The organism is Nitritalea sp., assembly GCF_054166705.1.
In genome coordinates this window covers 1-25,039 of record NZ_JBSZCV010000018.1, presented here as the reverse complement: position 1 = coordinate 25,039, position 25,039 = coordinate 1, and the positions used below count along the sequence as shown (strand labels likewise).

18 protein-coding genes are annotated in these 25,039 nt (G+C 47.6%); 8 read left to right on the top strand and 10 right to left on the bottom strand.

Annotated elements, in window-relative coordinates; genetic code table 11:
• Window positions 1-41: 41 nt before the first annotated feature.
• Window positions 42-1,040 (top strand): adenosine kinase, encoded by a 999-nt coding sequence (locus ACXIT9_RS12925; protein WP_458056660.1) that lies wholly within the window; start codon window positions 42-44, stop codon window positions 1,038-1,040.
• Between the two features lie 111 nt (window positions 1,041-1,151).
• Window positions 1,152-2,078, top strand: coding sequence for a DNA/RNA non-specific endonuclease (locus ACXIT9_RS12920; protein WP_458056659.1), 927 nt, complete (start codon window positions 1,152-1,154; stop codon window positions 2,076-2,078).
• Here ACXIT9_RS12920 and ACXIT9_RS12915 read toward each other — a convergent pair.
• Entirely contained in the window at window positions 2,075-4,189 is a 2,115-nt protein-coding gene (locus tag ACXIT9_RS12915; RefSeq protein ID WP_458056658.1) for a glycoside hydrolase family 97 protein, read from the bottom strand. The genes ACXIT9_RS12920 and ACXIT9_RS12915 overlap by 4 nt on opposite strands.
• A gap of 926 nt (window positions 4,190-5,115) precedes the next feature.
• On the opposite strand from ACXIT9_RS12915, the gene ACXIT9_RS12910 reads away from it, so the two are divergent.
• The 4 genes from ACXIT9_RS12910 to ACXIT9_RS12895 all read left to right on the top strand — a co-directional run bounded on the left by ACXIT9_RS12910 (window position 5,116) and on the right by ACXIT9_RS12895 (window position 11,115).
• Window positions 5,116-8,214 carry a SusC/RagA family TonB-linked outer membrane protein gene (locus ACXIT9_RS12910; protein ID WP_458056657.1) on the top strand — a complete coding sequence of 1,033 codons (3,099 nt, stop codon included), beginning with the start codon at window positions 5,116-5,118 and terminating at the stop codon, window positions 8,212-8,214.
• A gap of 11 nt (window positions 8,215-8,225) precedes the next feature.
• Window positions 8,226-9,641 (top strand): RagB/SusD family nutrient uptake outer membrane protein, encoded by a 1,416-nt coding sequence (locus tag ACXIT9_RS12905; protein WP_458056656.1) that lies wholly within the window; start codon window positions 8,226-8,228, stop codon window positions 9,639-9,641.
• 12 nt (window positions 9,642-9,653) lie between these two features.
• Complete coding sequence (locus ACXIT9_RS12900) at window positions 9,654-10,112, top strand: DUF4843 domain-containing protein (protein WP_458056655.1); 459 nt, start codon at window positions 9,654-9,656, stop codon at window positions 10,110-10,112.
• A gap of 91 nt (window positions 10,113-10,203) precedes the next feature.
• Window positions 10,204-11,115 carry a mechanosensitive ion channel family protein gene (locus tag ACXIT9_RS12895; RefSeq protein WP_458056654.1) on the top strand — a complete coding sequence of 304 codons (912 nt, stop codon included), beginning with the start codon at window positions 10,204-10,206 and terminating at the stop codon, window positions 11,113-11,115.
• 33 nt (window positions 11,116-11,148) lie between these two features.
• Here the strand turns inward: ACXIT9_RS12895 and argJ are convergent, their stop codons facing one another.
• From argJ to ACXIT9_RS12870, 5 genes are all read right to left on the bottom strand, one after another.
• Window positions 11,149-12,363 carry a bifunctional glutamate N-acetyltransferase/amino-acid acetyltransferase ArgJ gene (gene argJ / locus ACXIT9_RS12890; RefSeq protein ID WP_458056653.1) on the bottom strand — a complete coding sequence of 405 codons (1,215 nt, stop codon included), beginning with the start codon at window positions 12,361-12,363 and terminating at the stop codon, window positions 11,149-11,151.
• A gap of 12 nt (window positions 12,364-12,375) precedes the next feature.
• Complete coding sequence (gene argC / locus ACXIT9_RS12885) at window positions 12,376-13,422, bottom strand: N-acetyl-gamma-glutamyl-phosphate reductase (protein WP_458056652.1); 1,047 nt, start codon at window positions 13,420-13,422, stop codon at window positions 12,376-12,378.
• The gene (locus ACXIT9_RS12880; RefSeq protein WP_458056651.1) at window positions 13,409-14,629 is read right to left on the bottom strand and encodes an aspartate aminotransferase family protein; all 1,221 of its coding nucleotides are present in this window, start codon (window positions 14,627-14,629) and stop codon (window positions 13,409-13,411) included. The genes argC and ACXIT9_RS12880 overlap by 14 nt, the downstream gene beginning before the upstream one ends.
• Window positions 14,630-14,642: 13 nt before the next feature.
• Complete coding sequence (gene argB / locus ACXIT9_RS12875) at window positions 14,643-15,467, bottom strand: acetylglutamate kinase (protein ID WP_458056650.1); 825 nt, start codon at window positions 15,465-15,467, stop codon at window positions 14,643-14,645.
• Window positions 15,468-15,722: 255 nt separating this feature from the next.
• Entirely contained in the window at window positions 15,723-17,216 is a 1,494-nt protein-coding gene (locus tag ACXIT9_RS12870; RefSeq protein WP_458056649.1) for a M28 family metallopeptidase, read from the bottom strand.
• 192 nt (window positions 17,217-17,408) lie between these two features.
• Between ACXIT9_RS12870 and gcvP the strand changes: the two genes are divergently transcribed.
• Together gcvP and ACXIT9_RS12860 are read left to right on the top strand one after the other, a co-directional pair.
• Window positions 17,409-20,306, top strand: a complete 2,898-nt coding sequence (gene gcvP / locus ACXIT9_RS12865; protein WP_458056648.1) for an aminomethyl-transferring glycine dehydrogenase — start codon at window positions 17,409-17,411, stop codon at window positions 20,304-20,306.
• 288 nt (window positions 20,307-20,594) lie between these two features.
• Window positions 20,595-22,973 (top strand): TonB-dependent receptor domain-containing protein, encoded by a 2,379-nt coding sequence (locus tag ACXIT9_RS12860; RefSeq protein ID WP_458056647.1) that lies wholly within the window; start codon window positions 20,595-20,597, stop codon window positions 22,971-22,973.
• Here ACXIT9_RS12860 and ACXIT9_RS12855 read toward each other — a convergent pair.
• From ACXIT9_RS12855 to ACXIT9_RS12840, 4 genes are all read right to left on the bottom strand, one after another.
• On the bottom strand, window positions 22,970-23,368 hold the full coding sequence (locus tag ACXIT9_RS12855) for a hypothetical protein (RefSeq protein WP_458056646.1): 399 nt from the start codon (window positions 23,366-23,368) through the stop codon (window positions 22,970-22,972). The two genes, ACXIT9_RS12860 and ACXIT9_RS12855, sit on opposite strands and share 4 nt — an antisense overlap.
• A 68-nt stretch (window positions 23,369-23,436) precedes the next feature.
• Entirely contained in the window at window positions 23,437-23,835 is a 399-nt protein-coding gene (locus ACXIT9_RS12850; protein ID WP_458056645.1) for a PIN domain-containing protein, read from the bottom strand.
• Window positions 23,832-24,074 carry a hypothetical protein gene (locus ACXIT9_RS12845; protein ID WP_458056644.1) on the bottom strand — a complete coding sequence of 81 codons (243 nt, stop codon included), beginning with the start codon at window positions 24,072-24,074 and terminating at the stop codon, window positions 23,832-23,834. Before ACXIT9_RS12845 ends, ACXIT9_RS12850 begins: the two co-directional genes overlap by 4 nt.
• Before the next feature lie 56 nt (window positions 24,075-24,130).
• A complete protein-coding gene (locus ACXIT9_RS12840; protein WP_458056643.1) occupies window positions 24,131-24,601 on the bottom strand; it encodes a hypothetical protein in 471 nt (156 codons plus the stop codon).
• Window positions 24,602-25,039 lie beyond the last annotated feature (438 nt).

The window sequence follows — 25,039 nt, the reverse complement described above, 5'->3', positions numbered from 1 at the left end:
GGGATGTTGTAACTTGCGCCCTGAAACGAAATATGCGCAGTATGGCAAAGAAATATGATGTAGCTGGAATCGGAAATGCCCTCGTGGACATAGAGTTTACAGTTCAGGAGCAGTTTTTTCTAGATAACCAAGTGGAGAAGGGGATGATGACACTGGTCGATGAGGAGCGTCAAAATGCCCTCATGGAGGTGATCAATACCGAGGAAGCAAAAAAACAGTGTGGTGGCTCTGCTGCTAACACCGTGATCGCGGTGAGTCAGTTCGGTGGCCGCTCTTTTTATTCTTGTAAGGTGGCGGATGATGCCTTAGGTCGTTTTTTCGTGGAAGACATGAAGGAAAGTGGTGTGGAGCACAATCTAAACGTGCAGCAGCTGGAAAAAGGCATTACGGGCAAGTGCCTAGTGATGGTCACACCGGATGCCGAGCGCACGATGAATACGTTTTTAGGTATCACGCAGGATTACAGCGTTTCAGATGTTAGCGAAGCAGCGATAAAGGATGCGAAGTACCTGTACATGGAGGGCTACTTGGTTACCTCTCCGAATGGAAAAGCGGCCATGCTGCATGCCAAGCGTGTGGCGGAGGCTGCGGGCACAAAGGTGGCGCTTACCTTTTCAGATCCGGCCATGGTGAAGTATTTCAAGCCTGTTTTCGATGAGGTAATCGGAGCTTCTGTGGACTTGCTTTTCGCAAATGAAGAGGAAGCCATGCTGTTTACAGGGGCAGCGACCTTAAAAGAGGCTCGCGAGGAGCTAAAAAAGGTGGCCAAGCACTTTGTGATCACACAGGGAAAAAATGGCGCTACTATTTTTGATGGAGATACATTTATCGACATCGAGCCTTATGCCACCACGGCCATCGACAGTAATGGGGCTGGGGACATGTTTGCCGGCGCCTTTTTATATGGTATTACGAATGGCCATAGTTTTGCCGCCAGCGGAAAGCTGGCCTCTATGGCGAGCAGCAAAATCGTCAGTCAATTTGGCCCCCGCCTAAAATGGCATGAGGCGAAAGAAATTTTAGGGCGTTTACACCCTTAAATGTTTTGTGAAAAAGAAAAAAACCGGCTCATTCCAGAGTCGGTTTTTTTCATCCCCTTTCTTAGTATGCTCTTAAAATCCTCCCTTCTGGCCCTTTTTATCTCTTTCTTTATGCTGCTACCTTATCCCTTTCTCTCCTTTGCTAAGCGCCTTAAGTTTCGCTTGTTTGCCGTGCAGCTGCTGGGCTGCGGTGTCGTATTTTTGGCGCTGGCAGCTTGCTCTGTATCGCGTCCAGTGGCGGCTGGAGGCGGGCGGGTGCCTCCGCCTCTTGAGGTTAGCAGTACTACTGCCGCAGGTAAGGAAGAGCCGGAGGCGCTGTTTGTTTCCTTAGAGCGCCCTTTTCTGCCTGAATTTTACGCCACCTTTGCACCAGAGGTGCGGCCGGATCGTTTTTTACTCACCTACGACTGTTTTCTGATCGCCTTCGATTCCCTCAGCAGGAATGCCAAGTGGGTGCAGTATCTGCTCACGCGGGAGCGCCTCGGGGATGGTGTGGAGCGGAAAGGTAATTTCCGAATGGAGCCGCGCATTCGAGAGCTTAGCCCTCGAGACACCGATTACAGGGGGACGGGTTTTGACCGGGGGCATCTAGCCCCAGCCGCTGATATGAGCCATGCGGAGCAGTGTATGTACGAGAGTTTTTTTTTGACCAATGTCTCTCCTCAGGTGCCTGCTTTCAACAGAGGGGTTTGGAAGCGTCTGGAAGATTGGGTGCGGACGACCACTGTCGAAAAAGATTCTATTTGGGTGCTGACGGGTCCTGTTTTAGGGCTGGGGGCGGCCCGCTTAGGAGCGAGTGAACTGGTGATTCCGGAGGCTTTTTTTAAGGTGCTTTACCGGCCCGATGCGGCAGGAGGGCAGGGACTTGCCTTTATTCTCCCGAATGCAGCAGGCACTGGCGATCTGCGTCAGTTCGCCCGCCCCATTCGGGAGGTGGAGGCTCTCACAGGCTTGAATTTTTTTCCTGTTTTCAGTCCAGCTCTCTCCGCTCGTGTGGAAGAGGAGGTAGACTGGAGGTACTGGTTCGGAACTCCTTAGCGGATATGGATGGCGAGCCCGCCGCCGGGTGCTAGGTAGCGCTCTATGCGGTCTCCGCTGCGCACCGTGAGTGTTTCGATGACGTAGGCTTGTGGGTTTTTATCCCAGGAGGCATCTGCGGCATCCCGGTAAAGGGTCGCTTCGAAGGTTTTGCCCTCGGGCAAAAAGTCCAGATCTAGGACAGCCGTGCGACTATCTTCGTTTGTGATGGCGCCCACGAACCAGGCATCTTGCCCTTTGGCCTTCCGGCCAATGCTCACATACTCTCCCGGTTCTGCCTCTAAGATGTAGGTGTCCTCCCAGTCCACGGCCACGTCTCGGATAAACTGGAAGGCATCCGGGAAGCGCAAGTAGTTTTCGGGCAGGTCGGCGGCCATCTGCAAGGGGCTGTAGAGGGTGACGTAGTAGGCCAGCTGCTTCGCCAGGGTCGTCTGGACCAGTTGCTGGCTACCGGTTCCATAATACGAAAGGTCGGTTTGAAAAATGCCTGGAGTGTAGTCCATCGGGCCTCCCATGAGGCGGGTGAAAGGCAAGATCGTGGTATGGTTCGGTGCTAGTCCACCGAAGGCTTCGAATTCTGTTCCGCGGGCGGACTCCTGTGCCAGCCAGTTCGGGTAGGTGCGGTGTAGCCCGGTGGGGCGGGTGGCTTCATGGCTGTTGATCATAATTTTATAATCCGCAGCGCGGCGGGCCACGTGGATGAAGTGATTGACGGCCAGCTGCCCATCATGGTGCTCGCCACGAGGGATCAACTTGCCCACGTAGCCGGTTTTTACCGAGTTGTAGCCGTGTTTTTCCATGAAAGCGAAGGCCCTGTCCAGACGACGTTCATAGTTGCTAATGGCTCCGGAGGTTTCATGGTGCATCATGAGCTTCACTCCTTTCGATGCCGCATAGGCATTTAGGGTTTCCACATCAAAATCCGGATAGGGCGTGACGAAATCGAAGACTTCTTCTTTCCACTGGCCGAACCAGTCCTCCCAGCCGATGTTCCAACCCTCTACAAGGACGGCATCGAAGCCGTATGCTGCGGCGAAGTCCACGTGTCGGCGCACATTTTCAGCTGTGGCGCCGTGGCGGCCATTTGGTGTGAAGCTGCTAAAGTCATCGGTCAATTTCACGTTTGTAGTGTCGCTGTAGGCCCAGGTGCTTTTTCCTGCCACGAAATACTCCCACCAGATGCCGATATATTTCATCGGTTTGATCCAGGAGACATCTGCCAGCGTATGGGGCTCGTTTAGGTTTAAAATCATCCGGTTGGCGGCCAAAATCTGACGTGCATCATCTGCCACGATGAGGGTACGCCAGGGGCTTTGGGCTGGGGTCTGCAGGTAGCCTTTATTTCCGATAGCATCGGGAACCAAGTGGCTTTCCAGTCGAAAATTTTCGGCATCGAGGTTCAGCTGCATGGCGGGGTAGTCGACGAGTGCTGCCTCGTGTAGGTTGATGTAGAGCCCGTTTTCGCCTTTCAGCATGAGCGGCGTTTGGACGGCGAGCTGGCTGCGGATGGGGCTTTGGGCATGGATCGGGATGGTGGCTGCTTCCATGGCTTGGGGGATTTCTGAAAGCAGCGTGCTGCTGATGGGGTACTCATTGGTGTCATAATCTCCCGGCAGCCAAAAGGCTTTGTAGTCCTCGGCGAGGTGGAACTGACTATGTTCCTCTTGCAGGATAAAATAGGTCAGCTGCTCCTGTTTTGGGAATTCATAGCGGAAAGCCAGTCCTTCATCGAAGAGGCGAAAGCGGATGTGCAGCTGGCGGCCTGTATGTGGCTGCTCGAGTTCCACCAGAAGCTCTTGGTGGCGGTTGCGGATGCGGGCATATTCTCCCCAAACAGGCTCCCAGTAGCTGTCTTCGTTTGTAAAGGTGTGGTTTACGAGACGGAAATTAGCGAGCAGGTCTTCTTCCTCCACCAGTGCTAGTCCGAGGTGGCTAGGCTGGAGGACGGGTATGTCTTTATAATGTAGGGAGTAGCTGGGCTTCCCTTGTTTATCCAGGTAAAAGCTGGCGTGTAGGTTTTTTGTAGGCGCGCTGAAGCGCAAGGTGTCCTGTGCCCAGAGGGTAAGGGGGAAGAGGAGCAGGAAAAGGCTCCCGAGGAAGGTACTTCGCATGGTTTACGTACGGTTTGATGGATGTATAGGGCTAAATTACATGCTTTTTTGCGGACTTGGAAGCGGGTTTGCCTGTGGAGCGTAAAGCAAACGTGTGCATGAGGAAAAAAAATTTCCTTTTGAATCAGCAGCAGAATTTTGGGTGTAAACGGCAATTCTATTTTTGTTTTCGGTTTTCAGGGGGAGGGTATTTACGTGTTAATAATTCTTAAAATATAAATTACCCTTCTACAAAGACTGAATGAACTATAAAATATTGGAAAAAGTATAAAACAATAATATTCTGCTTCGGGCTAAAAAACAAAATATTATAGATATTGAGAATTTTTGTTTTCAGCTGAGGTTCCTCCATTCGAGCTAAGGTGCTGAAAAATGTATTCGACTCCCATCTAGATATTTTTTTTATGGCTTTATTTTACTTTTACCTTCTTTTTTCTATTTATAAGTCCTAATAGTGACTCATTTTTCAAAATTATATGTAGGATTTGTGTTTTGTAGTTTTCCTGGCAGGAGGTGATCTTCTTGTGTTAATGCATGAGCATTGGGAAATCAGACCTTACGACTTACGTTTAATTAGAAGTCTAATAAAAGGATTACTGTCTCCATGAGTCATAATTTGAATAAAAGAAGAAAATACACTAAAAAGTCAATTTTTTAATTCCTTTCGATAGGATATTTTTTTAATCTAGTCATAAATAAGGCGAAATTTTATGTTTTAGCAGCTCTTATTGTGCTTAAGAATCCTTTAATAGCTTGATTTTGTGAGATAAACTTGTAGTTAGGCTGGTTTTTCATGTAGCTACATCTATTTTCACCCATTATTCTGACCGCTGGGAATAAGATACGGCCATTAAAATCAAAAGCGTAATTTTCTATGGATACAAAAATCGAAAAGTGTATGTTTGAACTATCTAAATAATCAAACTATGCGAAAATTTCTACTCCTAGGGCTTATGCTCCTATTGACCAGCGTGGTGGCGTTCGGTCAAGAACGCATAATTTCGGGTACGGTGGTTTCGGACGATGATGGGTTTCCCGTTCCCGGAGCTACGATCCTTTTAAAAGGGTCTACTCGTGGTACTGTAACGGACGCTGATGGTCGTTTCTCTATCCGTGTGAATGCGAATTCAGACGTTTTGGAGTTCTCCTTTGTGGGTTACAAGAAGCAAGAAGTAACGGTAGGGAATCAGTCGATCATCGATGTGATTTTATTATCGGAAATTACAGGTCTTAATGAGGTGATCGTAACGGGTTATCTTCCACAGACCAAGCGTGAGATTACGGGTTCTATCTCTTCTGTTCGAGGTGAGGTGATTGAGAACTTGCCTTTACAGTCTTTTGATCGCGCCCTTCAGGGTCGTGCTGCGGGTGTACTTGTTCAGAATGCAAGTGGTATCCCGGGTTCTGGCGTTCGGGTGCGTATTCGTGGTCAGGGCTCTATCAATGCGGGTAACAATCCACTCTATATCGTGGATGGTGTACAATTTAACGACGAGAACAGAGCTTCTAACGTAAGTACGAACCCTCTAGCCTCCATCAACCCGAACGATATCGAATCGATCGAGGTATTAAAGGATGCTGCAGCATCGATTTATGGTGCGCAGGCGGCTAATGGTGTGGTCATTATCACAACCAAACGAGGTAAGGCAGGTAAGACGAAGATCAACTTCAATACCTACATCGGGTCTGTAGAGCCGATTCGTCAGCTAGACATGATGAATTCACAGGAGTTTATCAATTATAGGTTACAAGCCAACAGAAACTTTTATTCACGTTTTGCAGCTACTAACCCAGCAAATACACTTGAAGGTTTAGCACGAAGAAATGCTTTAGCGGGAATAACCTCTGCAAGCTGGGCTCCGCTGGGTTTAACGAATCCTGCATTAGGCGAGCTTCCTATCGAAGATTTCAACGAATTTGTAAATGGAATTCCTACGTATGATTGGTTAGGTGAGATTTTATCCCAATCGGGTCGTATTCGTAATTACGAGTTATCGGCCTCTGGTGGTGATGAGAAGACGCGTTTCTTTATCTCAGCAGCGTATAACAAGCAGGAGGGACAAGTGCGCCAGTTTGATTTTGAGCGTGCGAATATTCGTTTCAACATTGATCATAAGTTCAATGACAAGTTAAGTTTCTCTACACAGACCAACCTTAGTACGACAGCACAGAATGCTACGGTTACGGGGGGTACGCAGTTTGAGAATCCGATGTTTGCTGGTTTAGGTATTTTACCTTTTGCTCCTATATTCCGTGAAGACGGTGAGTTTAATGAGCCGCTTCCTGGTATTCTTCAGGAGAATCCACTAAAGTCGCTTAGCATGAATGAGCGCTTTAACAGAACAAATCAGTTGAACGGTAATTTCAACATCACGTATAAAATCCGTCGTAACTTGACCTTTACTTCCTTCTATGGTTTAGACTACAGAGCGATTGAAGAAACACGTTATACGGATCCACGCTCTTTTGGTGGTCGTAACGTGCAAGGGTCTGCTTTTGCTCAGTACCAGAACAACATCAACTGGATTACGACGCAGAAGTTAAATTACAACTTGAAGATTGATGATAATCATCGAATAGATGTTTTACTTGGCGTGGAATATAGAGAGGAATCTCGCGAAGGATTCTCTGCGAGTGCTCAAGGTTTCCCGACCCCTTCTTTCCGTACGATCCAGTCAGCTGCTGAGCCAACAGGTGCAGGAGGTTTCTTTACGATTTGGAAAAATGCGGGTGCATTTACGAACTTGAAGTACAACTTCCGTAATAAGTTGACTGTAAACGGTACACTACGTTATGATGGATCTTCTCGTTTTGGAGTCGATAACCGTTGGGGTTTGTTCCCATCTATCGGAGCAGCATATGTACTTAGCGAAGAAGGTTTCTTGAAAGACTCTCGAATCTTGGAAGATCTTAAGGTACGCGCCAGTATCGGTACTGCGGGTAACAACCGTATTGACAACTTCGCTTCTCGAGCACTTATTTCTTCTGCGGGAGCTTCTAACTACTTAAATATTCCTGGTTTAACAGTGAGTGGATTAGGAAACAATTTCCTTTCTTGGGAGACGCAGACGACAATTAACTTCGGTGTAGATTATGCGGTACTTCAGGGTCGTATCACAGGTAGTGTGGACGTCTACAGAAGACGTTCTACGGACATGCTCTTAAGTCGTAATTTGCCAAACACTTCTGGCTACGGTTCTATAAACGAAAATGTAGGATCTTTAGACAACAGAGGGATTGAAATTGCGATCGATGGAGCGGTAATCAATACAGGTACCTTCCGTTGGAATACTAATTTCAACATTGCTTTCCAAGATCAGGAGTTATTAAGTCTTTTCGAAGGACAAACTAATGATGGGGCGTCTCGACAAGTCGGTCAACCGCTTAACCTATGGGTTGCTGCTCGCTGGGCGGGTGTGAATCCTGCTACAGGTCGTCCGATGTATTATGATAGAAATGGTGAGATCACGTATCAGCCTACTTCAGGTTCTACCTTAGGAGATGATATGGATGATCGTGTGATCTTAGGGAATTCTAACTCTGATTTCTTCGGAGGCTGGTTGAACACCTTTACGTACAAAAACTGGACTTTCGATTTCATGTTCCAGTACGATTATGGAAAATTGGGTACAGACGGTACAGGATCTTTCTCTTACAATCCTTACGAGATGCGTTTAAATCTGTACAATAGACTGAATGACATCACGTGGAGCAATCCTGGAGACATTGTCTCGATGCCAAGACCGAATACGCAGGCTGAACTAGGGGCTATCGGTGTAGGTACAGGAAGAACTTTACAGGATCTATCTTATATCCGTTTAAAGCAGGTTTCTTTAGCTTATATGGTTCCTCAGCAGTATTTGCAGCGCATCGGTGTGAGCACCATGAAGTTCTATGCACAGGGTATCAATTTGTGGACATTAGATCGTTTTACTGGTCTTGATGTAGAATTTACAGGTGGAACTTCTACAGGTATTTTCCCTCCTGCTAAGAATTATACGATCGGTGTACAATTTGGATTTTAATAGACAACACAATGAAACGAATATATAAATCATTACTAGCGGCATCTGTAATCGCTTCCACGGTTGCTTGTTCTGATCTTTTGGATACGGAGCCGAGACAATCTATCTCAGTGGATGTCGCACTTTCTTCTCCTGATGTTTTGGAGCCTCTGCTTATCGATGTTTACGGAAGCTATAGAGGTTCTGGCCGAATGGGTTCTAATCTATTAGTTTTGCCAGAGGTAATGGCAGATAACTTTACTAGAAATCAAAATAGAGGAACTTTCGCCGCGCAATATGAGAACCGCTTTCGGGCGCATATGGGTGTATGGGCAAACTATAGTTCCATGCTTCACTTAAATATCGTGATTGAAGGTCGTGAGGCCTTACCGGATCAAATTGTAGGAGAAGCTTTTGCCTTCAGAGCCTTGCATTACCTGCACTTGAACGCGATTTATGCCTACTTCCCTACTGCTATCGTGGAAGGTAGAGATTTTGGTGGTGTTCCATTAGTTAGAGAGGCTATTTTATCTATTGAAGATGTGACTTTCCCTCCACGTGCTCCCATCAATGACGTGTATGACGCTATTTTCGATGATGTGGATGAAGCTATTTCTTTAATGAATAATAGCGGAACGCGTGCAAGAATTACGCAGGCTGGTGCACAGGCCATCGGTGCTCGTGCAGCACTTTATGCAGGTCGCTGGGAAAAAGCGATTGAATATGCCGAAGCTGCCATTGCATCAGGTATAGGTCAACTTTCTACGCGTGCTTCTTACGTAGATGACTGGTATGAGCCGGTGCATCGTGAGGCGATTTGGTACTTTGAGTTCCAAACGCAAGAAAACCAAGGGCCGAATACCTCTCCAATGTCCATCTATGTGAGTTCAGGAACGCGTAATGTACCAGATTATATCGGTAATGGTGATTTTACACCAGCACAGCAAGTTATTGACCTATTAGAACCAACGGATGTTCGAGCAGGTCTTTTTATTCCAGTCGACATAGCTCAGCGTCCTAATCCAATCGGAACTATTGAGTTACATAAGTATAATGGCAATACAGGTGATCCGAATCGTGATAATATCACTGTCTTTCGTGTATCTGAAATGTACTTAATTTTGGCGGAAGCCTATGCGCAGCTAGGAAATACAGCTATGGCCCATCAAAACTTAAATATTTTGAAGAAACGTAGCCTTGGGCCTGAATATGAGGCAACAGCAACAGGTCAGGATTTAATCATGGAGATCTTGACAGAAAGACGTCTGGAGTTGATTGGTGAGGGGCATCGCTTCTTTGACCTGAAGCGCTATGGTATGGACATTGATAAATCAGCAGTAGATCTTATCGGTGAAGTCATTTCTTTCACAGATGAGCGCATTCTGGCTCCGCTTCCGACAGGGGATCTGGAGATCAATCCTAATCTTGTTCAAAACTTTGGCTATTAATATCTTTTACTTATGAAAGCAAAAATTTTAAGTTTCTTCTTCCTGCTGAGCCTTGGTTTCTTTTCCGGATGTATCGAGGATGTAGAGCAGACGCGCGTTTTCAGAGATCAGGCGCAGATCGAATTTGATGCGGTGGCTACTAACCCGAACATCGTACGGACCGTAACGCAGGGTGCAGGTGTTCGCTCTGAGCAGGTAAACCTTATCGCTCCACACTTTCAAGTAGACCAGACGCTTACCTTCCGTGTGGCTACTGAAGGTACTACGGCGACCGAAGGTGTTCATTATCGATTAGTGGATGGGGGTTCTTTTGTAATCCCCGCGGGTGAAAGCTTTGGTACTGCAGCTATCGAAATACTTCCTGTTCAAAATCAAGGTGCACAAGTATCTGTAATACTTGAGCTTGTCGGAAATGAGCAGGTGCGTGCAGCTGCTAACTACAGACTGCTTCGCTTTAACATCAATCCATAAGCACATTAGTTTAACTTTCTTCATACTGATTAAAAAAGGCTCCGGTAGTAACCGGAGTTTTTTTTTGCCCTCAGGTTTTTTATCTTGCTGCATGATCGATCAGTTAGAGGAATGGCTGCCCAAAGCCCTTCGGTATGATATCTACAGCACCGTGGCGATCTTGCTCGCGGTATGGCTACTTAAAAAAGTAGCTTATACTGTGCTGGAACGGAATGTGAAGGAGGTAGAAATGCGTAAAGTGTTTCACTACAAAAAAACGATTCAGTATACCTTCGCTATCATCGCTCTCCTGCTGATTGGAAATATTTGGATTACCAACTTCCAATCCATCACCACCTTCCTCGGGCTACTGTCCGCAGGTATTGCCATCGCACTGAAAGATATTTTTGTCAACTTAGCGGGCTGGCTGTTCATCTACTGGAAAAAGCCTTTCGATGTGGGGGATCGTATCCAGGTCGGGAATATAAAAGGTGATGTGGTCGATCTACGCTTGTTTCAGTTTAGCCTGCTGGAGGTAGGGAACTGGGTAGATGCGGATCAAGCGACAGGACGTATCGTCCATGTGCCAAATGCGAAGGTTTTTATGGAAGCACAGGCCAATTATTCCCAGGGTTTTAACTACATCTGGCATGAACAGCATGTGATGCTAAGCCTAGACAGTAACTTCAAAAAAGCCAAGCAACTGCTTCTCGATATCTTACATGCTACCTGCAAGGCGGAATTTAAGCAAATTGAAGCGGCTTTACATCGCGCGCACAAAGATCAGTTGATCAGTTTTGGACATTTTACCCCTATCGTCTATTTGTCGATACAGGAGCGCGGTATTCGCCTCACCATGCGTTATCTCTGCGATCCGCGAAAAAGACGAGGTTTCGAGGACCGTATTTCTGAGCAGGTGCTGGAAACACTACGGCAGCATGCAGACCTGCGCATCGTGTACCCAATCAGCACGGTGCAGGTAGAACAAAAAATGCCACCAGCCGCAAACGCAACTGGTGGCTAAAGATTGGTTGTTTTCTGCATGCGAGCTTTCCACCTATGTCGTATAGACGGAATTAAACATGACGTAATCTGTCGTCAAGTCTGTCCCCCAGCCGACGGCCTCTTCTTTTCCAGTGTTTAGCTCTAGATGTACGATGATATTGGATTCGCGAAGCAGCTTTTTCACATAGTTTTTGTCAAAGGCGAGAGGCTGGCCTCTTTCTAAGACCTGCACCATGTGCTCCTTGTCTCCTATGGCTAGGTTCACCTTTTTATAATTGAAGTGAATTCCTGCATTTCCGCAGGCCGCAATGATACGCCCCCAGTTGGGATCTCTTCCGAACATGGCGGTCTTCACCAAGGTGGAATCGGAAATACTTCGTATCAGCTTGCGGGCATTTTCTTCAGAACGAGCTTTACTTACCCGATATTCCACAAATTTCGAGGCCCCCTCACCATCCGAGACAATGAGTTTCGCGAGATTGGTGAGCATGTGGAGTAGTTGCTCCCGGAACAGTAGGTAGCGTGGATCTTCCATGCTGGTAATGGACTCATTTCCCGCCTGGCCATTGGCCAATACGGCTACCATATCATTTGTGGAAGTGTCACCATCTACGGTAATCATATTAAAGGTTCGGTCTACACAGTAACGAACGGCCTCCTGTAAGAGCTCTCCTTCGATGGCAGCATCTGTTGCCACGAAAGCCAGCATGGTTGCCATATTCGGATGGATCATGCCGGAGCCTTTGGCCACGCCACCCATGCTGACTATTTTATCGTCCAGTGTGAACTCGCTGTAATCTTCTTTCGCAAAGGTATCGGTGGTCAGGATGGCATTGGCGACGAAAGAGCCTGCTTTTGTGTCTTTACTCAGTTTATGCACGTTTTCTCGGATGCCGTTCACCACGTCATCGGTGGGGAAGGGTTCTCCTATGAGGCCCGTGGAGGCGACGATAACCTCTTCCTTAGGAACTTTTAAAAGCTCTGCAGTTACGTTTACCATGGCCTCTGCCCCCAGACGCCCCTGTTCTCCGGTGCAGGCATTCGCATTTCCCGCATTGCAGACGATCACACGGGCGCGCTGCCTCATTTTTACATGGGCCTCGCTGATTTCAACCGGTTCTGCACGGACTTTATTTTGGGTAAAAACAGCGCCGACACTGGCCGGGTACTCGGAATAAATGATAGCGAGGTCTCGTCGCATGGATTTGACACCCGTGTGGGCACCCCAACATTTAAATCCTTTAATATGGGCTATATTTTTAATCATTTCGTTTTATTCTTAAGGTTTCAAGGGGAGCTGCTCCAGACCGAGCGTTTCAGGCAGTCCAAGCATCAGATTCATGTTATGGAGGGCTTGACTGGCGGCTCCTTTGAGTAGGTTGTCGATGGCGCAGGTCATGATGATGCGCCCTGTTCTGGCGTCGAAAAAGGGGTGTAGCGCAGCAAAGTGGCTGCCGCGTACGGTTTTTATCCCCGGGCTTTCCGGGACGACGTGGACGAACGGTTTATCTGCATAAAAGCCTTCTATGGCCTTCTGCAGAGTGTTTGCGTCTATGCCTGCTTTGGCTTTGGCGTAAGCTGTCACCAAAATTCCCCGGTCCAGTGGAAGCAGATGAGGGGTGAACTGTACCTGGAGGGGAATGTTTTCGCGCTGCCTGCCGAGCTGTTCTTCGATTTCGATGGTGTGGCGGTGAACGCCCAAGCCATAAGCCTTAAAATTTTCATTTACCTCTGAAAAGTGTGTGCCGGCACTGGCTTTCACCCCCGCTCCCGTAAGGCCCGACTTGGCATCGATGATGATGGAGTCCAGCTCGATGAGGTCCTTTTGCACCAGCGGTGCTAAGCTCAAAAGGGAGGCTGTGGGGTAGCAGCCGGGATTAGCAACTAGGTTCGCCTGCCGTATCGCAGGGGCATAGAGTTCAGGTAGGCCATAAACCGCCTTTCCGAAGCCTTCGGGGTAGCGATGTGTTTCCCCGTACCACTCGGTGTAGACCTCCGGACTGGAGAGTCGGAAATCCCCGCTGAAATCGATGATTTTAGCGCCTAGGTCATGCCAGCGTGCCACATAGTCCATGCTCACACGGTGAGGGAGGGCCAGAAAGAGGACATCTGCTCCCAAGTCGGGTACCTCTTCGGCAGAGATAAGGGGTAGGTCGATGCTGCCCAGAAACTGAGGATGAAGCGTGGAAAAGGGTTTGCCTGTATGGCTTTCGGAGGTGATGCCCACGAGCTCCACCTGAGGGTGTTGGTGCAGTAGGCGCGCCATTTCGGAGCCTGTAAACCCGGATGCTCCCACGATCGCGGCCTTAATTTTATTTGGAGTCATGCTGTAAAGCTTGTTGAGAAGAAAGTTGAAGCGTTTGGAGGACTTTGCGCAGGCGCAAGCTGAAGCGGAAAATTTCCTCCTCCGAAATAGTCAAGGGAGGCACAAGGCGTAGCACATTCCCGGCGGTGGCATTGGCGACCACACGCTCCTTGAGCAGGGCACGCATGATGGGAAGGGTCTCTTGCTTGAAGACAATGCCGAGCATGAGGCCCTTGCCGCGAATTTCCTCGATTTCGGGAAAGTCGGCTTGTATGTTTTTTATTTCCTCGCGTAGCAGCTGGCCCATTTCCTGGGTGTGTGCGAGCAATTTTTCCTCTTGGATCACCTGGAGCGTGGCCAAGGCAGTGGCGGTGGCTAGGGGGTTTCCTCCGAAGGTGGTTCCATGGTCGCCAAACTGCACGGCAGCGGCTACCTTATCATTGGTTAAAAATGCGCCGATGGGGATGCCTCCTCCGAGCCCTTTTGCCAAGGTCATCATGTCGGGCTGGACCTCATAATAGTCCTTTGCGAACCAGTGGCCGGTACGTCCGATACCACACTGAATTTCATCGAAAATAAGGACGATGTCCTGTTCGTCACAGAGCTTGCGTAGTTTTTTTAGGAAGTGGGGACAAACAGGGCGCACGCCCCCCTCTCCCTGGATGGGTTCCACGAGGACGGCGGCAGTTTCTTGCGAAACAGCTGAGGCTACTGCCTCAAAGTCGCTGAAGGGTACCTGCCGGAATCCTCCGGGGATGGGGGCAAAGCCTTCTTGGTATTTTTTTTGTCCACTGGCAATGGTGGCCAGGGTCCTGCCATGGAAAGCCCCTTCGAAGGAGATGATTTCTCCACCACGGCCTTTGGCATGTGCATAGCGGCGTGCGATTTTCACGGCACCTTCGACAGACTCTGCTCCACTGTTTGTGAAAAAGACCCGCTCCAGCCCGGAGAGGTGGGTGAGTAATTTACTGAGGGCCACCTGTGGCGGCGAAACGAAAAAATTACTGATATGCATGAGCTCGGCTGCCTGCTCTTGAAGGGCTTTCACCACTTTCGGATGGCAGTGTCCGACATTCGTTACCGCAATACCAGCCAGCATGTCGAGATATTCCCGACCTTCCGCATCCCAAAGCCGCGCACCTCGCCCCTTTACGAAGGTGATGGGGATTCGGTTAAAAGTGCGCAGGTGATGCTGCTGATCGATGTGGTGATAGTCTATGTTTTTCATTTTTTATGCATGTTTAGGGGTGTAAATGTGTCCCGACAATACGCTTTTCTATAAAGTATTGACGGAATTGTTCGGGTTTCGTTCCATTTAAGAGGAGTGCGCCACCTAAACCTTGCGCGATAGCGCGGGCGCAGGCCTGCATCTTCGGGATCATCCCACCGCTGATCGCCTCCCCATAGAGTTCTTCTAGCTCCGATAAGGGAAGGTCATGGATGAGGCTTGCTGGATCCGGAAAATTCCGATAGAGGCCATCCACATCGCTAAGCAGGAGAAACAGATCCGCTTTTACGGCGCCGGCTAAAGCAGCAGCGAAGTCGTCGCCATTTACATTATAAGCCCCGATTTTATCTGATGCGCTGGCGATGCAGGCGATGATAGGGGTGAAGCCTTTTTCCAGTAAGGAGTCGATAAGCTGGGTGTCGGTCGCTGTGATTTCACCGACTTCTCCCAGATCGAGGGCGCTGCTTTCTTGGTTATCGCCTGGCGGCAAAAGTTTTCGCTTAGCCTGGACCATGCCTGCATCCAGGCCCGAGAGCCCCACTGCCTGCAATCCTGCGGCTTGAAAAACAGCCACTAAGTTGGCATTGACTTCACCGATCAGGGTGCGTGTAATAACCTGCAAGGCCTCCTGGCTGGTGTAGCGCTGGCCTTGAATAAAATGAGAGGGGATGTTCGCCTGTTGAAGCGCTGCCTGAATAAACGGGCCTCCGCCGTGAGCGATTATCGGCGCATAGCCCGCTGCGCGCAGCCCTGCCACTTCCTGTGCGATAGCTGCTTGTAAGCTGGGCGTCGTCATCGCGTTCCCACCGTACTTGATGAGAACTTTTTTCAATTTCATGACAAATATAGTTTTTTGGAGAAAAAGAGCTCATGCTCTAATTAATGTGCAAAAACTGAAAGCAAGATCTATTCCAAATCAGAATATTCGGTGGTTTTGTCATTTTTAATGTCATGAAAAATTAGAAAAATTTTATAAAATAGTAAAAAATAAACAAAAAGCCTGTCGCGCGTAAACGGACAGGCTCTTGGCTGGTATGGCGCCGATTTTTATCGACTACCGCGTATACATGATTTCACTCGTTTGGACAGCGTTTTATCGCTCGCCTCTTGTATTTACACGATTAACAGGGTTACGTTCGGCTCTATTCGCCAGATCCCAAGCTGTGTAGAAAATCATCTGAGCCCGTGTGGTCATAAGCGGAAATTCAATCTTATCCACCGTATCAGCAGGAGTATGATAGTCGGGGTGCACGCCGTTAAAGAAAAACACCGAAGGGATATTATACTTCGCTAAGTTATAATGGTCAGAGCGGAAGTAGAAGCGGTTCGGATCGTCCGGTGCGTCGTAGCGATAATCCAGATTTAAGCCTGTATAGGTGATGTTATTGTAATCGATGATCATTTTTAAGTGGGTAGAAAGCACTTCAGATCCGATGACATAGAGGTAGTTCTGGTCTTCCTCTTTTTCATAGTTGGTGTCAATACGGCCGATCATATCGATGTTTAAATTGTTTACCGTATTTTCTAAGGGGAAGATTGGGTTTTCGGCATAGTACTGTGAGCCGAGAAGCCCGATTTCTTCTGCTGTCCAAAGGGCGAAGAGCACGCTGCGACGCGGCTTGATGCCATCTTTAGCGGCTAGCGCAAAGGCTTCGGCCATTTCCATCACGGCTACAGTTCCGGAGCCATTGTCATCAGCGCCATAGTTGATGCTGCCGTCCGTATTAAAGCCGGTATGGTCATAATGGGCGGAGATGATGAGTACTTCTTCTGGTTTTTCGGAACCTTCGATAAAGCCGAGCACATTTTCTGTCGGGAAGTACTCCACGTTTTTCGTTACTTTAAAGCTTGCTTTTAGTGGCTTTATACCTTCGGGGTTTGTGGCGGCGGCCTTAAGACCTGCTTCGTCTAGGCCGAACAGGCTGGCCATCTGGCCAGTGCTGGTCAAGAAAATGGGTTCATTTACACCTTTTTTCTCGAATCCCATGCGTCCTCTTTGGCTCATAGAAGCGTAGCGGCTCGCGAGGCGATCGAAGCTTTCTTGCCCTTCCATGGTTACGATGAGCACACCCTTTGCGCCAGCGTCCATAACGGATCTTACCACATTCTGTGCGCGTGCGCCGATAGCGTAGACGGCAGCGATCTTGCCTTTCACGTCTACTTGGCGGAGGTTCGCCTCGGTAGCTTCTCCCAAGAAGACAATATCAGCCTTTTCTGAGCTCGTTTTTTCTACGTCCCCGATGAAGATAAAATCCTTGTTATAAGCCATGTTCGTACGGCCTATTTTTAGGTCCACTTTCGGGTAGTTAACACGTGCCAAGTCAAACTCCTGGTAGTAGGAGCCATTCACGGGGCCTGCTATGCCGAGGTCGCTAAAAAAGTCGCGAATGTAGGCTGCAGCCAGCTTTTGCCCTTTTTCTCCCGTGTTTCGGCCTTCGAACTCTTCTCCAGCCATGATGGTGAGGTGGCGACGGAGATCGTCTTCGGTAATGGTGTTCCCATATTTCAGGGTGGTGGCATCTTGGGCGCTAACCATCCAGCTTAAGCCGATGCTTAGCATTCCAGCAAGGAAAAACCTAACTTTCATAATATGTTTTTTGATTTCTTAGCGGGTAAAACTATACAAAGTTTTGATAAGATTAAAACCGTTTATCAACTTCCTCATTCCTTCATGGGAATTCTTAACAAATCCAGTGTGTTATCGCTTTATAATGCATACATTTGTGCACCTGAAAAAGGTGTTCAGAATAACCCAATTATATAGATCCTTAGCGAATTTATGAACATTAATCTGCATCCATCTGTAACGTTTGAGCAGCGTCATAATGGACCCACCGAGCAGGAGGTAACCGTGATGTTGGAAAAATTAGGAGTGGCGTCTCTCGAGCAACTTATCGCCGAGACGATACCTGCTTCTATCCGTAATGAAGGCCCTATGCGGCTGCCGGCGCCCCTCTCCGAGGCGGACTTCCTGAAGCAGTTCAAGGCACTAGCCTCCAAAAATAAAGTCTTCAATTCTTTTATCGGCATGGGCTATTACGATACGCTGGTGCCTGGGGTGATTTTACGGAATATTTTAGAAAATCCGGGTTGGTATACGGCCTACACACCCTACCAAGCGGAAATCGCTCAGGGAAGGTTAGAGGCGCTGATCAACTATCAAACGCTGGTGATGGAGCTGACAGGGATGGAGATCGCGAATGCTTCTCTTCTGGATGAGGGGACAGCGGCGGCGGAGGCCATGACCATGTTACATGCTTCTCGTCCGCGCCAAAAAAAGCAGGCAAATAAGTTTTTTGTTGATGCGGCGACATTTCCACAGACCCGCGATGTGCTTTTAACCCGTGCGGTACCGGTGGGAATCGAGTTGGTGGTGGCACCTTTAGCTGAGTTGGATCTTACAGATTCGGATTATTTCGGGATCTTCGTGCAGTATCCGAATGCTGCGGGAGAGGTGATCGATTATGCGGCACTTTTTGCAGCAGCGAAGGAGCAGGGGGTTCTCGTGGCCTGTGCTACCGACCTGCTAAGCTTAACCTTACTCACCCCTCCGGGTGAAATGGGAGCAGAAGTGGTAGTAGGTACTTCCCAGCGTCTCGGTGTGCCGATGGGCTTTGGAGGACCTCATGCAGCATTTTTCGCTACGAAAGAGGCTTATAAGCGGCAGGTACCTGGGCGAATCATCGGGGTGTCTATCGACAAAGATGGAAATAAGGCTTACCGCATGGCGCTGCAGACACGTGAGCAGCATATCAAAAGAGAAAAAGCGACGTCTAACATTTGCACCGCACAGGTGCTTCTAGCCGTCATGTCCAGTATGTATGCGGTATACCACGGTCCGAAAGGGCTGCAGGCGATGGCCGCGCGTATCCATGGGCTGGCCAAGGTTACGGAAGCGGCGCTGGAGCAGCTGGGCTTCGAGCAGTTGAATGAGACCTATTTCGATACCTTACGCATCAATTTATGCGGTAGTGCTTTAGAGCGTTTACGAGCTTTGGCACTGAATGCGGAGCTCAACTTCCGCTATGAGAAGGATGCGGTGTTGCTCTCTTTCGATGAGGCGAAAGGGCTGCATGATGTACAGCAGGTGGTCGAGGTATTCGCCAAGTTGATGGGCGTAGCTGCGCCTGATTTATCTGCTTTCACGAAGGATCTACAGGTGGTGCTGCCGGACGGCTTAAAGCGTACCACGGAATATTTAACGCATCCCGTATTTAATAGCTATCATAGCGAGCATGAGATGCTGCGCTATATCAAGCGCCTGGAGGCAAAAGACCTATCTCTGGTGCATAGCATGATTTCCTTGGGCTCGTGTACGATGAAGTTGAACGCGACCACTGAAATGATTCCTGTGACCTGGCCTGAGTTCGGTCAGCTGCATCCTTATGCTCCTCAGGAGCAAACGGGGGGCTATCAGGAGTTGTTCCAGAATTTGCGCAACTGGCTAACCGAAATTACAGGTTTTGCGGATACTTCGCTTCAGCCAAATTCAGGTGCGCAGGGAGAATATGCAGGACTTATGGTGATTCGTGCGTATCACCTCAGCAGAGGGGATGCCCATCGAAACATTGCGTTGATTCCAACTTCCGCCCATGGAACGAATCCCGCTTCCGCGGTGATGGCGGGCATGAAGGTGGTGCTGGTCGCATGTGATGAGCGCGGTAATATCGACGTGGCTGACCTGAAGGCGAAGGCCGAGGCGCATTCCGAAAATTTAGCGGCGCTGATGGTGACCTATCCTTCTACCCATGGCGTTTTCGAAGAGGCGATTCAGGAGATTTGTGCTACTATCCATGCGCATGGTGGACAGGTGTATATGGATGGTGCCAACATGAATGCACAGGTAGGGCTTACCAGCCCAGGGCGAATTGGTGCGGATGTGTGTCACTTGAATCTCCATAAAACCTTCTGTATCCCACATGGTGGAGGGGGTCCTGGCATGGGCCCTATTTGCGTAGCTGCTCATCTGGCTCCTTTCTTGCCAGGGAATCCGCTGGTAAAAACGGGGGGCGAGCAGGCCATTACATCGATTTCCGCCGCGCCTTTTGGTAGCGCCAGCATTTTACCGATATCCTATGCCTACATCGCGATGATGGGGGATGCGGGCTTAACGCGCGCGACTGAACTAGCGATTTTAAATGCTAATTATATCAAGTACCGCTTGGAGGCTGACTTCCCGATTTTATACACGGGAGCGAATGGCCGTGCGGCACATGAGATGATCGTAGACTGCCGCGGATTTAAAGAAGTAGGTATCGAAGTGGAGGATATCGCGAAGCGCTTGATGGACTACGGTTTCCACGCGCCGACGGTGTCTTTCCCGGTAGCGGGTACGCTGATGATCGAGCCTACGGAGTCAGAGACGCTGGCTGAGCTGGATCGCTTCTGTGACGCCATGCTGGCTATTCGCGAGGAAATTCGTGAGATCGAGCGTGGTGAAGCAGATCGGGAGTTGAATGTCCTCAAGCAGGCGCCGCATACTGCACGCTTGGTACTGGCGAGCGACTGGTCGATGCCGTACTCTCGTGAGAAGGCAGCTTTCCCGCTTCCGTATGTAGCGGCGAATAAGTTTTGGCCGACCGTACGTCGTATCGACTCGGCTTATGGTGACCGTAACTTGATGTGCAGCTGTATTCCTGTAAGTGAGTATGCGGAGGGAGATTTAGCGGAAGCGTAAGGGCTGCTGCTGGGTGTAGAGGTTTTTTGCTTTGCGCCGAAGGCGCAAAGCCCCATGTTTATCCGTTACGAATAAAAAAAACGAATTATATGAAACGCGCTCCACTAGTCATAGGGGGTGCGTTTTATTTTATAAACAACATAATGGGCTGGGGGGCATGTTTGTCATCTTTGACCTATCCACTAATGTAAATAGCCTTGTTTTCTTATGGGGTAATTAGGAATTTTATGTGCTAATGAAAACTACTTGATGACTTACTTCATTCGATTACTATTTCTTTTTTTGCTTTTGGCATGGTTTCCTTTATCTGCTCAGGAGGTTCTTTTACGTGGTAAAGTGTTCGATGCCACCACGGAGGAGGCTTTACCGTTCGCCTCGGTCAGGCTGCTTTCCGCCATGGATAGTATGCTGGTGAAAGGGGTTACTACAGAGTTAGATGGCAGCTTTCAGTTCCGTAGTATTCCGGGAAGTTATGTGTTATCGATAGGCTTTATCGGCTACGAAGCTCATGAAAGGACTTTAGAGGTTGGGAGTCGCGAGCGTAGGCTAGGTTCTATTCAGTTACAGCCGATCACAGAAAACCTCGACGAGGTCGTCGTTCGTGGCGTTACTTCGGGTTTTTCTAGTGATATCGATAAGCGGGTATATCAGGTGGAAAATAGTGTTCTAGCCGAAGGAGCGAATGCTTCTGAGCTTCTGAATACGCTGCCTTCTGTGCAGGTGGACGAAAATGGTGGGATTTCCATGCGTGGATCGGGAAATATTCTTATATATATTAATGGGCGACCTACTAATATGAGCTCCGAGGAAACAGAAAATATTTTAGCCCAATTTCCGGCCAATAGTATTAAAGATGTGGAGCTGATCACCAATCCATCCGCTCGCTACGATGCACAAGGGGTTGGGGGTATCATTAACATCGTGCTGAAGAAAGATGCACGTCTTGGGCTTAATGGTCAGGCGAATGCTTCTATCGGCACACGAGATAAGTATCAGGCTGGATTTAATTTAAATTATGGCTATGAACGTTTCCTGTTTAACTTATCGTATACGATGCAGCAGCGGGAAATTTTTGAGTTGAGTGAGAGTCTTCGATTCACTCCTGGCGGGCGTGTTTCGCCTTTTTTAGATCAAGATTTTGATACTCGAAATCGTAATACGAATCATTTAGTCAACTTTACATTGGATTATCAGCTGGGGGAAGCCGCTACACTATCCGCCTTTAGCCGATTTAGTAGAAATGCGCGTGATCGTAGTCGTATTTACGAACAGCGCCATCAAAATATGGAACGTCTGCAGGATAGTCTCTTCGTACGGACCTTGACAGAGGATCAGTTTGCTGATAATATAGAGTTGGGCAGCAGCCTTGACTGGCAGATCGATTCGCTCGGCCAAAAGCTGTTCGCTTCTATGAGTTTTGCGCATACGCGCCAGGAACGTATCGAATGGTTTGATCAGCGTTTTTTCAATCCCTTCGATGTAGAGGATCCTAGCCGACTTCAGGATCAGATTTATGAGCGGCCGATTCGCTCGAATTTATGGATTTCTCAGTTGGATTACACACGCCCACTCCCAGGGGATGGCAGGTTAGAGGCTGGACTGAAAGGCACTTTTAGTTTTTTTCGGCCCAGTCAGCGTTTCGAGCAGCTCGATTTAACCACGGGCAGTTTTGTGGTTAATGATACCATTACGAACACTTTTGATTTCGATGAATGGGTCATCGGAGCCTATTCTAGTTATCAGCGTGCATGGGGGGATTTCTCCTATCAAGTAGGGCTGCGCCTCGAGCAAACGTTTACACGTGGAGAGGAAGGTGTTTCTGGAAAGCGTTACACCCAAGAATACCTGAGCTGGTTTCCAAGTGCGTATCTGCGCTACACATTAGGGGAGGAAAACGCATTGTTACTGAATTATAGTCGCCGTATCAACCGACCTTCTTGGAGTCAGTTTGCTCCATTTTATAATGCACAAGATCTGTTAAATACACGCCTAGGAAACCCTGAGTTATTGCCCGAGTTCACAGATAGTTATGAGTTGGGCTTCGAAAAAGGTTGGGAGCGCTGGCTGCTAAGCAGTACCTTGTATCATCGCAGGACACAGCAGGCCATGACGCGTGTCTTTGGGCTGTTAGAAAATAATGGCGTAGTACAGCTACAGGAAAATGCGGCTTTCCAGCAAGATACGGGACTTGAGCTCATTAACCAGGTGCAGCCGCTAGCTGTGCTAGATATGACCCTTACGGGTAATTTTTTCTACACTCGGCTCGATGGGACGAATATTCAAGAGGAGTTGGAAAATAGTGCGTTCACTTGGAGTGTGAATCTGCTGGGGAACTGGGGCATTCCCCGTGTGGGAACGCTACAGTTTATGGCAGACTATCGTGGACCGGTGGTGCTCCCTCAGGGACGAGTAGACCCTATCTGGGGGATCAATCTAGGTATCCGCCGAGAGGTGTTAAAGGGAAAGGGTACGATTAGCCTTAATGTGACGGATATACTAAACACACGTATTTATCGTGTAGTAACCGAGGATGTACGCTTTTCACAGACGCGCCTATTTAATATGGAGACGCGAATCGGCACACTGGCCTTCACCTATCGTTTCGGGGGCTTTAAAAGTAAAGAAGAGAAGCTTAGCCCGACCCGCTACTCGGATGATCCTTTTTAATGTGTGACATTTCTTTTGGCCGGAGGCCAAAGGGACTTTTGCCCAAAGCGGCAGGTCAGAAAGGAGGAATAAAGAATTGTTCTGAAAAACTGCTTACTAATCGCAATCGGTTTAGATTTTTTGTTAGGGGCTATTTCAGCATCTGCGACGGCGTAGATCAGTTTTTCCTGTGGTGAGCTGGCTTTTTTTCTTGTTCTTTCCCTTAAAATATCAAGTTGGTTTTTTAACTCAATTATCTTTTGACCTTGTTTGCTCAATAATTCACTGTTAATGGCATAACCCTGCACTAAATAATCTTTCAATCTTTGGGTTGCCCATTGGATATAACGGTCCTCAGCTTGGAGACGGCGGGCTTTCGGAGCCGTTCCCTTCCAGCCTACTCCAAACTTCTTCAAGGTACTAAACTTTCAATTTACTCTGAACTGCCCGTTGTATCCAAAGGTGATGTTAGCGAAAGTTTTTCTTATCTGGAAACCCAGTTTTCTAACCTAATGCCTGAGATTCTTTGAAACTCTTTCAAGTTTTCTGTCACCATTATTAGGTCTTTTTCTATTGCTGTGCATCCAATCAACAGGTCAAAATCACTGATCTGCAAGCCTATTGATCTTAATCGGGCTTTCTCTTTTCCATACAAGTAAATTGCGCTAAAAATCGGAAGGATAAAAAATTGATTAGCAAAGACTTCAATTAAATCAAGATTCTTTTGAGGGTTTCTACTGTTTTCAGCTCCAAAAACCAGTTCTGCCAAAGTAATTTCTGAAATAGCAAAATTCTCCGTACCTAACTGTTCAAACTTTTCTATCAATCCATACTTGCCTCTTAAAAAATGGACGCAGATATTGGTGTCTAAAAGATACTTCATTCGAAACCAGGATTTTCTGTTTTTTCAATTCTAGATTCTCTTATTTCTTTAATGATTTCATCGGAATCTTTATCATCTTCCCATGCTCCAAAAATGGTTCGCAAATCCACCTTTTCTTCTTTTATATCAAGAGACTCGGTCAATTTGATGATCAGTTTTTTCTTAGAAAGATTATCCAAGCCTTTCAAGAGGCCAAAATACTTTTCTAATGTCTTATTGTTTAAAGTGAGGTTTGCCATACTTTTTTTATTCAATTTACGAAATTAATGGTTTGATGGACAATAGATTTGGAGAATTAAATTCCTAATTCTCTTTTCTTTTTCTGAATCAAGTCTCCCATGTCACTCAAATCTTTTACAAAGCCAGATGCTTTGATAAATTCATTTTCCGTATTAAACCAATAAACTTTATTGTCCCCTTTAACTTTCAATTTATACAATGGAGGGTAAACAAACTGTATGAGAGAAAGGGATTCCACTTCCATCCAATTTATTTTTCTTTCGTTCTCGCCATTTTTTATTGTTACATTTTGGCCCCCTAAATTTACTATTACAAATTTATCTTTAATAGCAATAAATATTAGGAAGCAAACTATTCCAATTATTCCAAAAACTGAGGTGGTAATGATGCTTTGTTCCATTTTCTCACCATTTACCCAGAAGTATTCAGGAAAGAACCAAGACAAAATGGACATAATTAACATTATTATTCCTAAGCCTAGAAACAAGTATTTCAAAGTTTTGTGATAAAGATTGTTGCTTTCCATGGCTTTTCTTCAATTTTCGCTACCGGACACCGGTTAACCCCGGATATGGTCTGTGACCCCTTGTCTGTGGTTAACCGGATGTTGAATGAAGTTGTCCTTTGGAAGAAAGGCTCCCGGGTTCCTGCTCTTTTTCCTATACGGGTATAGGGGAAGGTGCAGGGCCGACGGACAAAGGAAACAGGCAGATCTTTTTATCATTTTTTCTTTTTCTTTCTTTTAAAAAAACCTGCCAGGAAAACGCATGCGCGCAATAAATCCCAGGTCAGGATCGCTTAATAGAAATGATTTTCATCTTCTTGAAAATCCTGCCGCTTTCGGGCATTTTACAAAATCCAAAGCTTTTTCCAAATTCCCCTGAAATGCAGCTCTTTGCCTTTCCGCAAAGATTTTCATTGCCATTCTTTTCCTGACCCCGCTTCGCGCGTTTTCCTACAATTT

Coding starts and splice junctions, on each gene's coding strand:
- ACXIT9_RS12925 (WP_458056660.1), top strand. CDS start 42: ATGGCAAAGAAATATGATGTAGCTGGAATCGGAAATGCCCTCGTGGAC.
- ACXIT9_RS12920 (WP_458056659.1), top strand. CDS start 1,152: ATGCTGCTACCTTATCCCTTTCTCTCCTTTGCTAAGCGCCTTAAGTTT.
- ACXIT9_RS12915 (WP_458056658.1), bottom strand. CDS start 4,189: ATGCGAAGTACCTTCCTCGGGAGCCTTTTCCTGCTCCTCTTCCCCCTT.
- ACXIT9_RS12910 (WP_458056657.1), top strand. CDS start 5,116: ATGCGAAAATTTCTACTCCTAGGGCTTATGCTCCTATTGACCAGCGTG.
- ACXIT9_RS12905 (WP_458056656.1), top strand. CDS start 8,226: ATGAAACGAATATATAAATCATTACTAGCGGCATCTGTAATCGCTTCC.
- ACXIT9_RS12900 (WP_458056655.1), top strand. CDS start 9,654: ATGAAAGCAAAAATTTTAAGTTTCTTCTTCCTGCTGAGCCTTGGTTTC.
- ACXIT9_RS12895 (WP_458056654.1), top strand. CDS start 10,204: ATGATCGATCAGTTAGAGGAATGGCTGCCCAAAGCCCTTCGGTATGAT.
- argJ (WP_458056653.1), bottom strand. CDS start 12,363: ATGATTAAAAATATAGCCCATATTAAAGGATTTAAATGTTGGGGTGCC.
- argC (WP_458056652.1), bottom strand. CDS start 13,422: ATGACTCCAAATAAAATTAAGGCCGCGATCGTGGGAGCATCCGGGTTT.
- ACXIT9_RS12880 (WP_458056651.1), bottom strand. CDS start 14,629: ATGAAAAACATAGACTATCACCACATCGATCAGCAGCATCACCTGCGC.
- argB (WP_458056650.1), bottom strand. CDS start 15,467: ATGAAATTGAAAAAAGTTCTCATCAAGTACGGTGGGAACGCGATGACG.
- ACXIT9_RS12870 (WP_458056649.1), bottom strand. CDS start 17,216: ATGAAAGTTAGGTTTTTCCTTGCTGGAATGCTAAGCATCGGCTTAAGC.
- gcvP (WP_458056648.1), top strand. CDS start 17,409: ATGAACATTAATCTGCATCCATCTGTAACGTTTGAGCAGCGTCATAAT.
- ACXIT9_RS12850 (WP_458056645.1), bottom strand. CDS start 23,835: ATGAAGTATCTTTTAGACACCAATATCTGCGTCCATTTTTTAAGAGGC.
- ACXIT9_RS12845 (WP_458056644.1), bottom strand. CDS start 24,074: ATGGCAAACCTCACTTTAAACAATAAGACATTAGAAAAGTATTTTGGC.
- ACXIT9_RS12840 (WP_458056643.1), bottom strand. CDS start 24,601: ATGGAAAGCAACAATCTTTATCACAAAACTTTGAAATACTTGTTTCTA.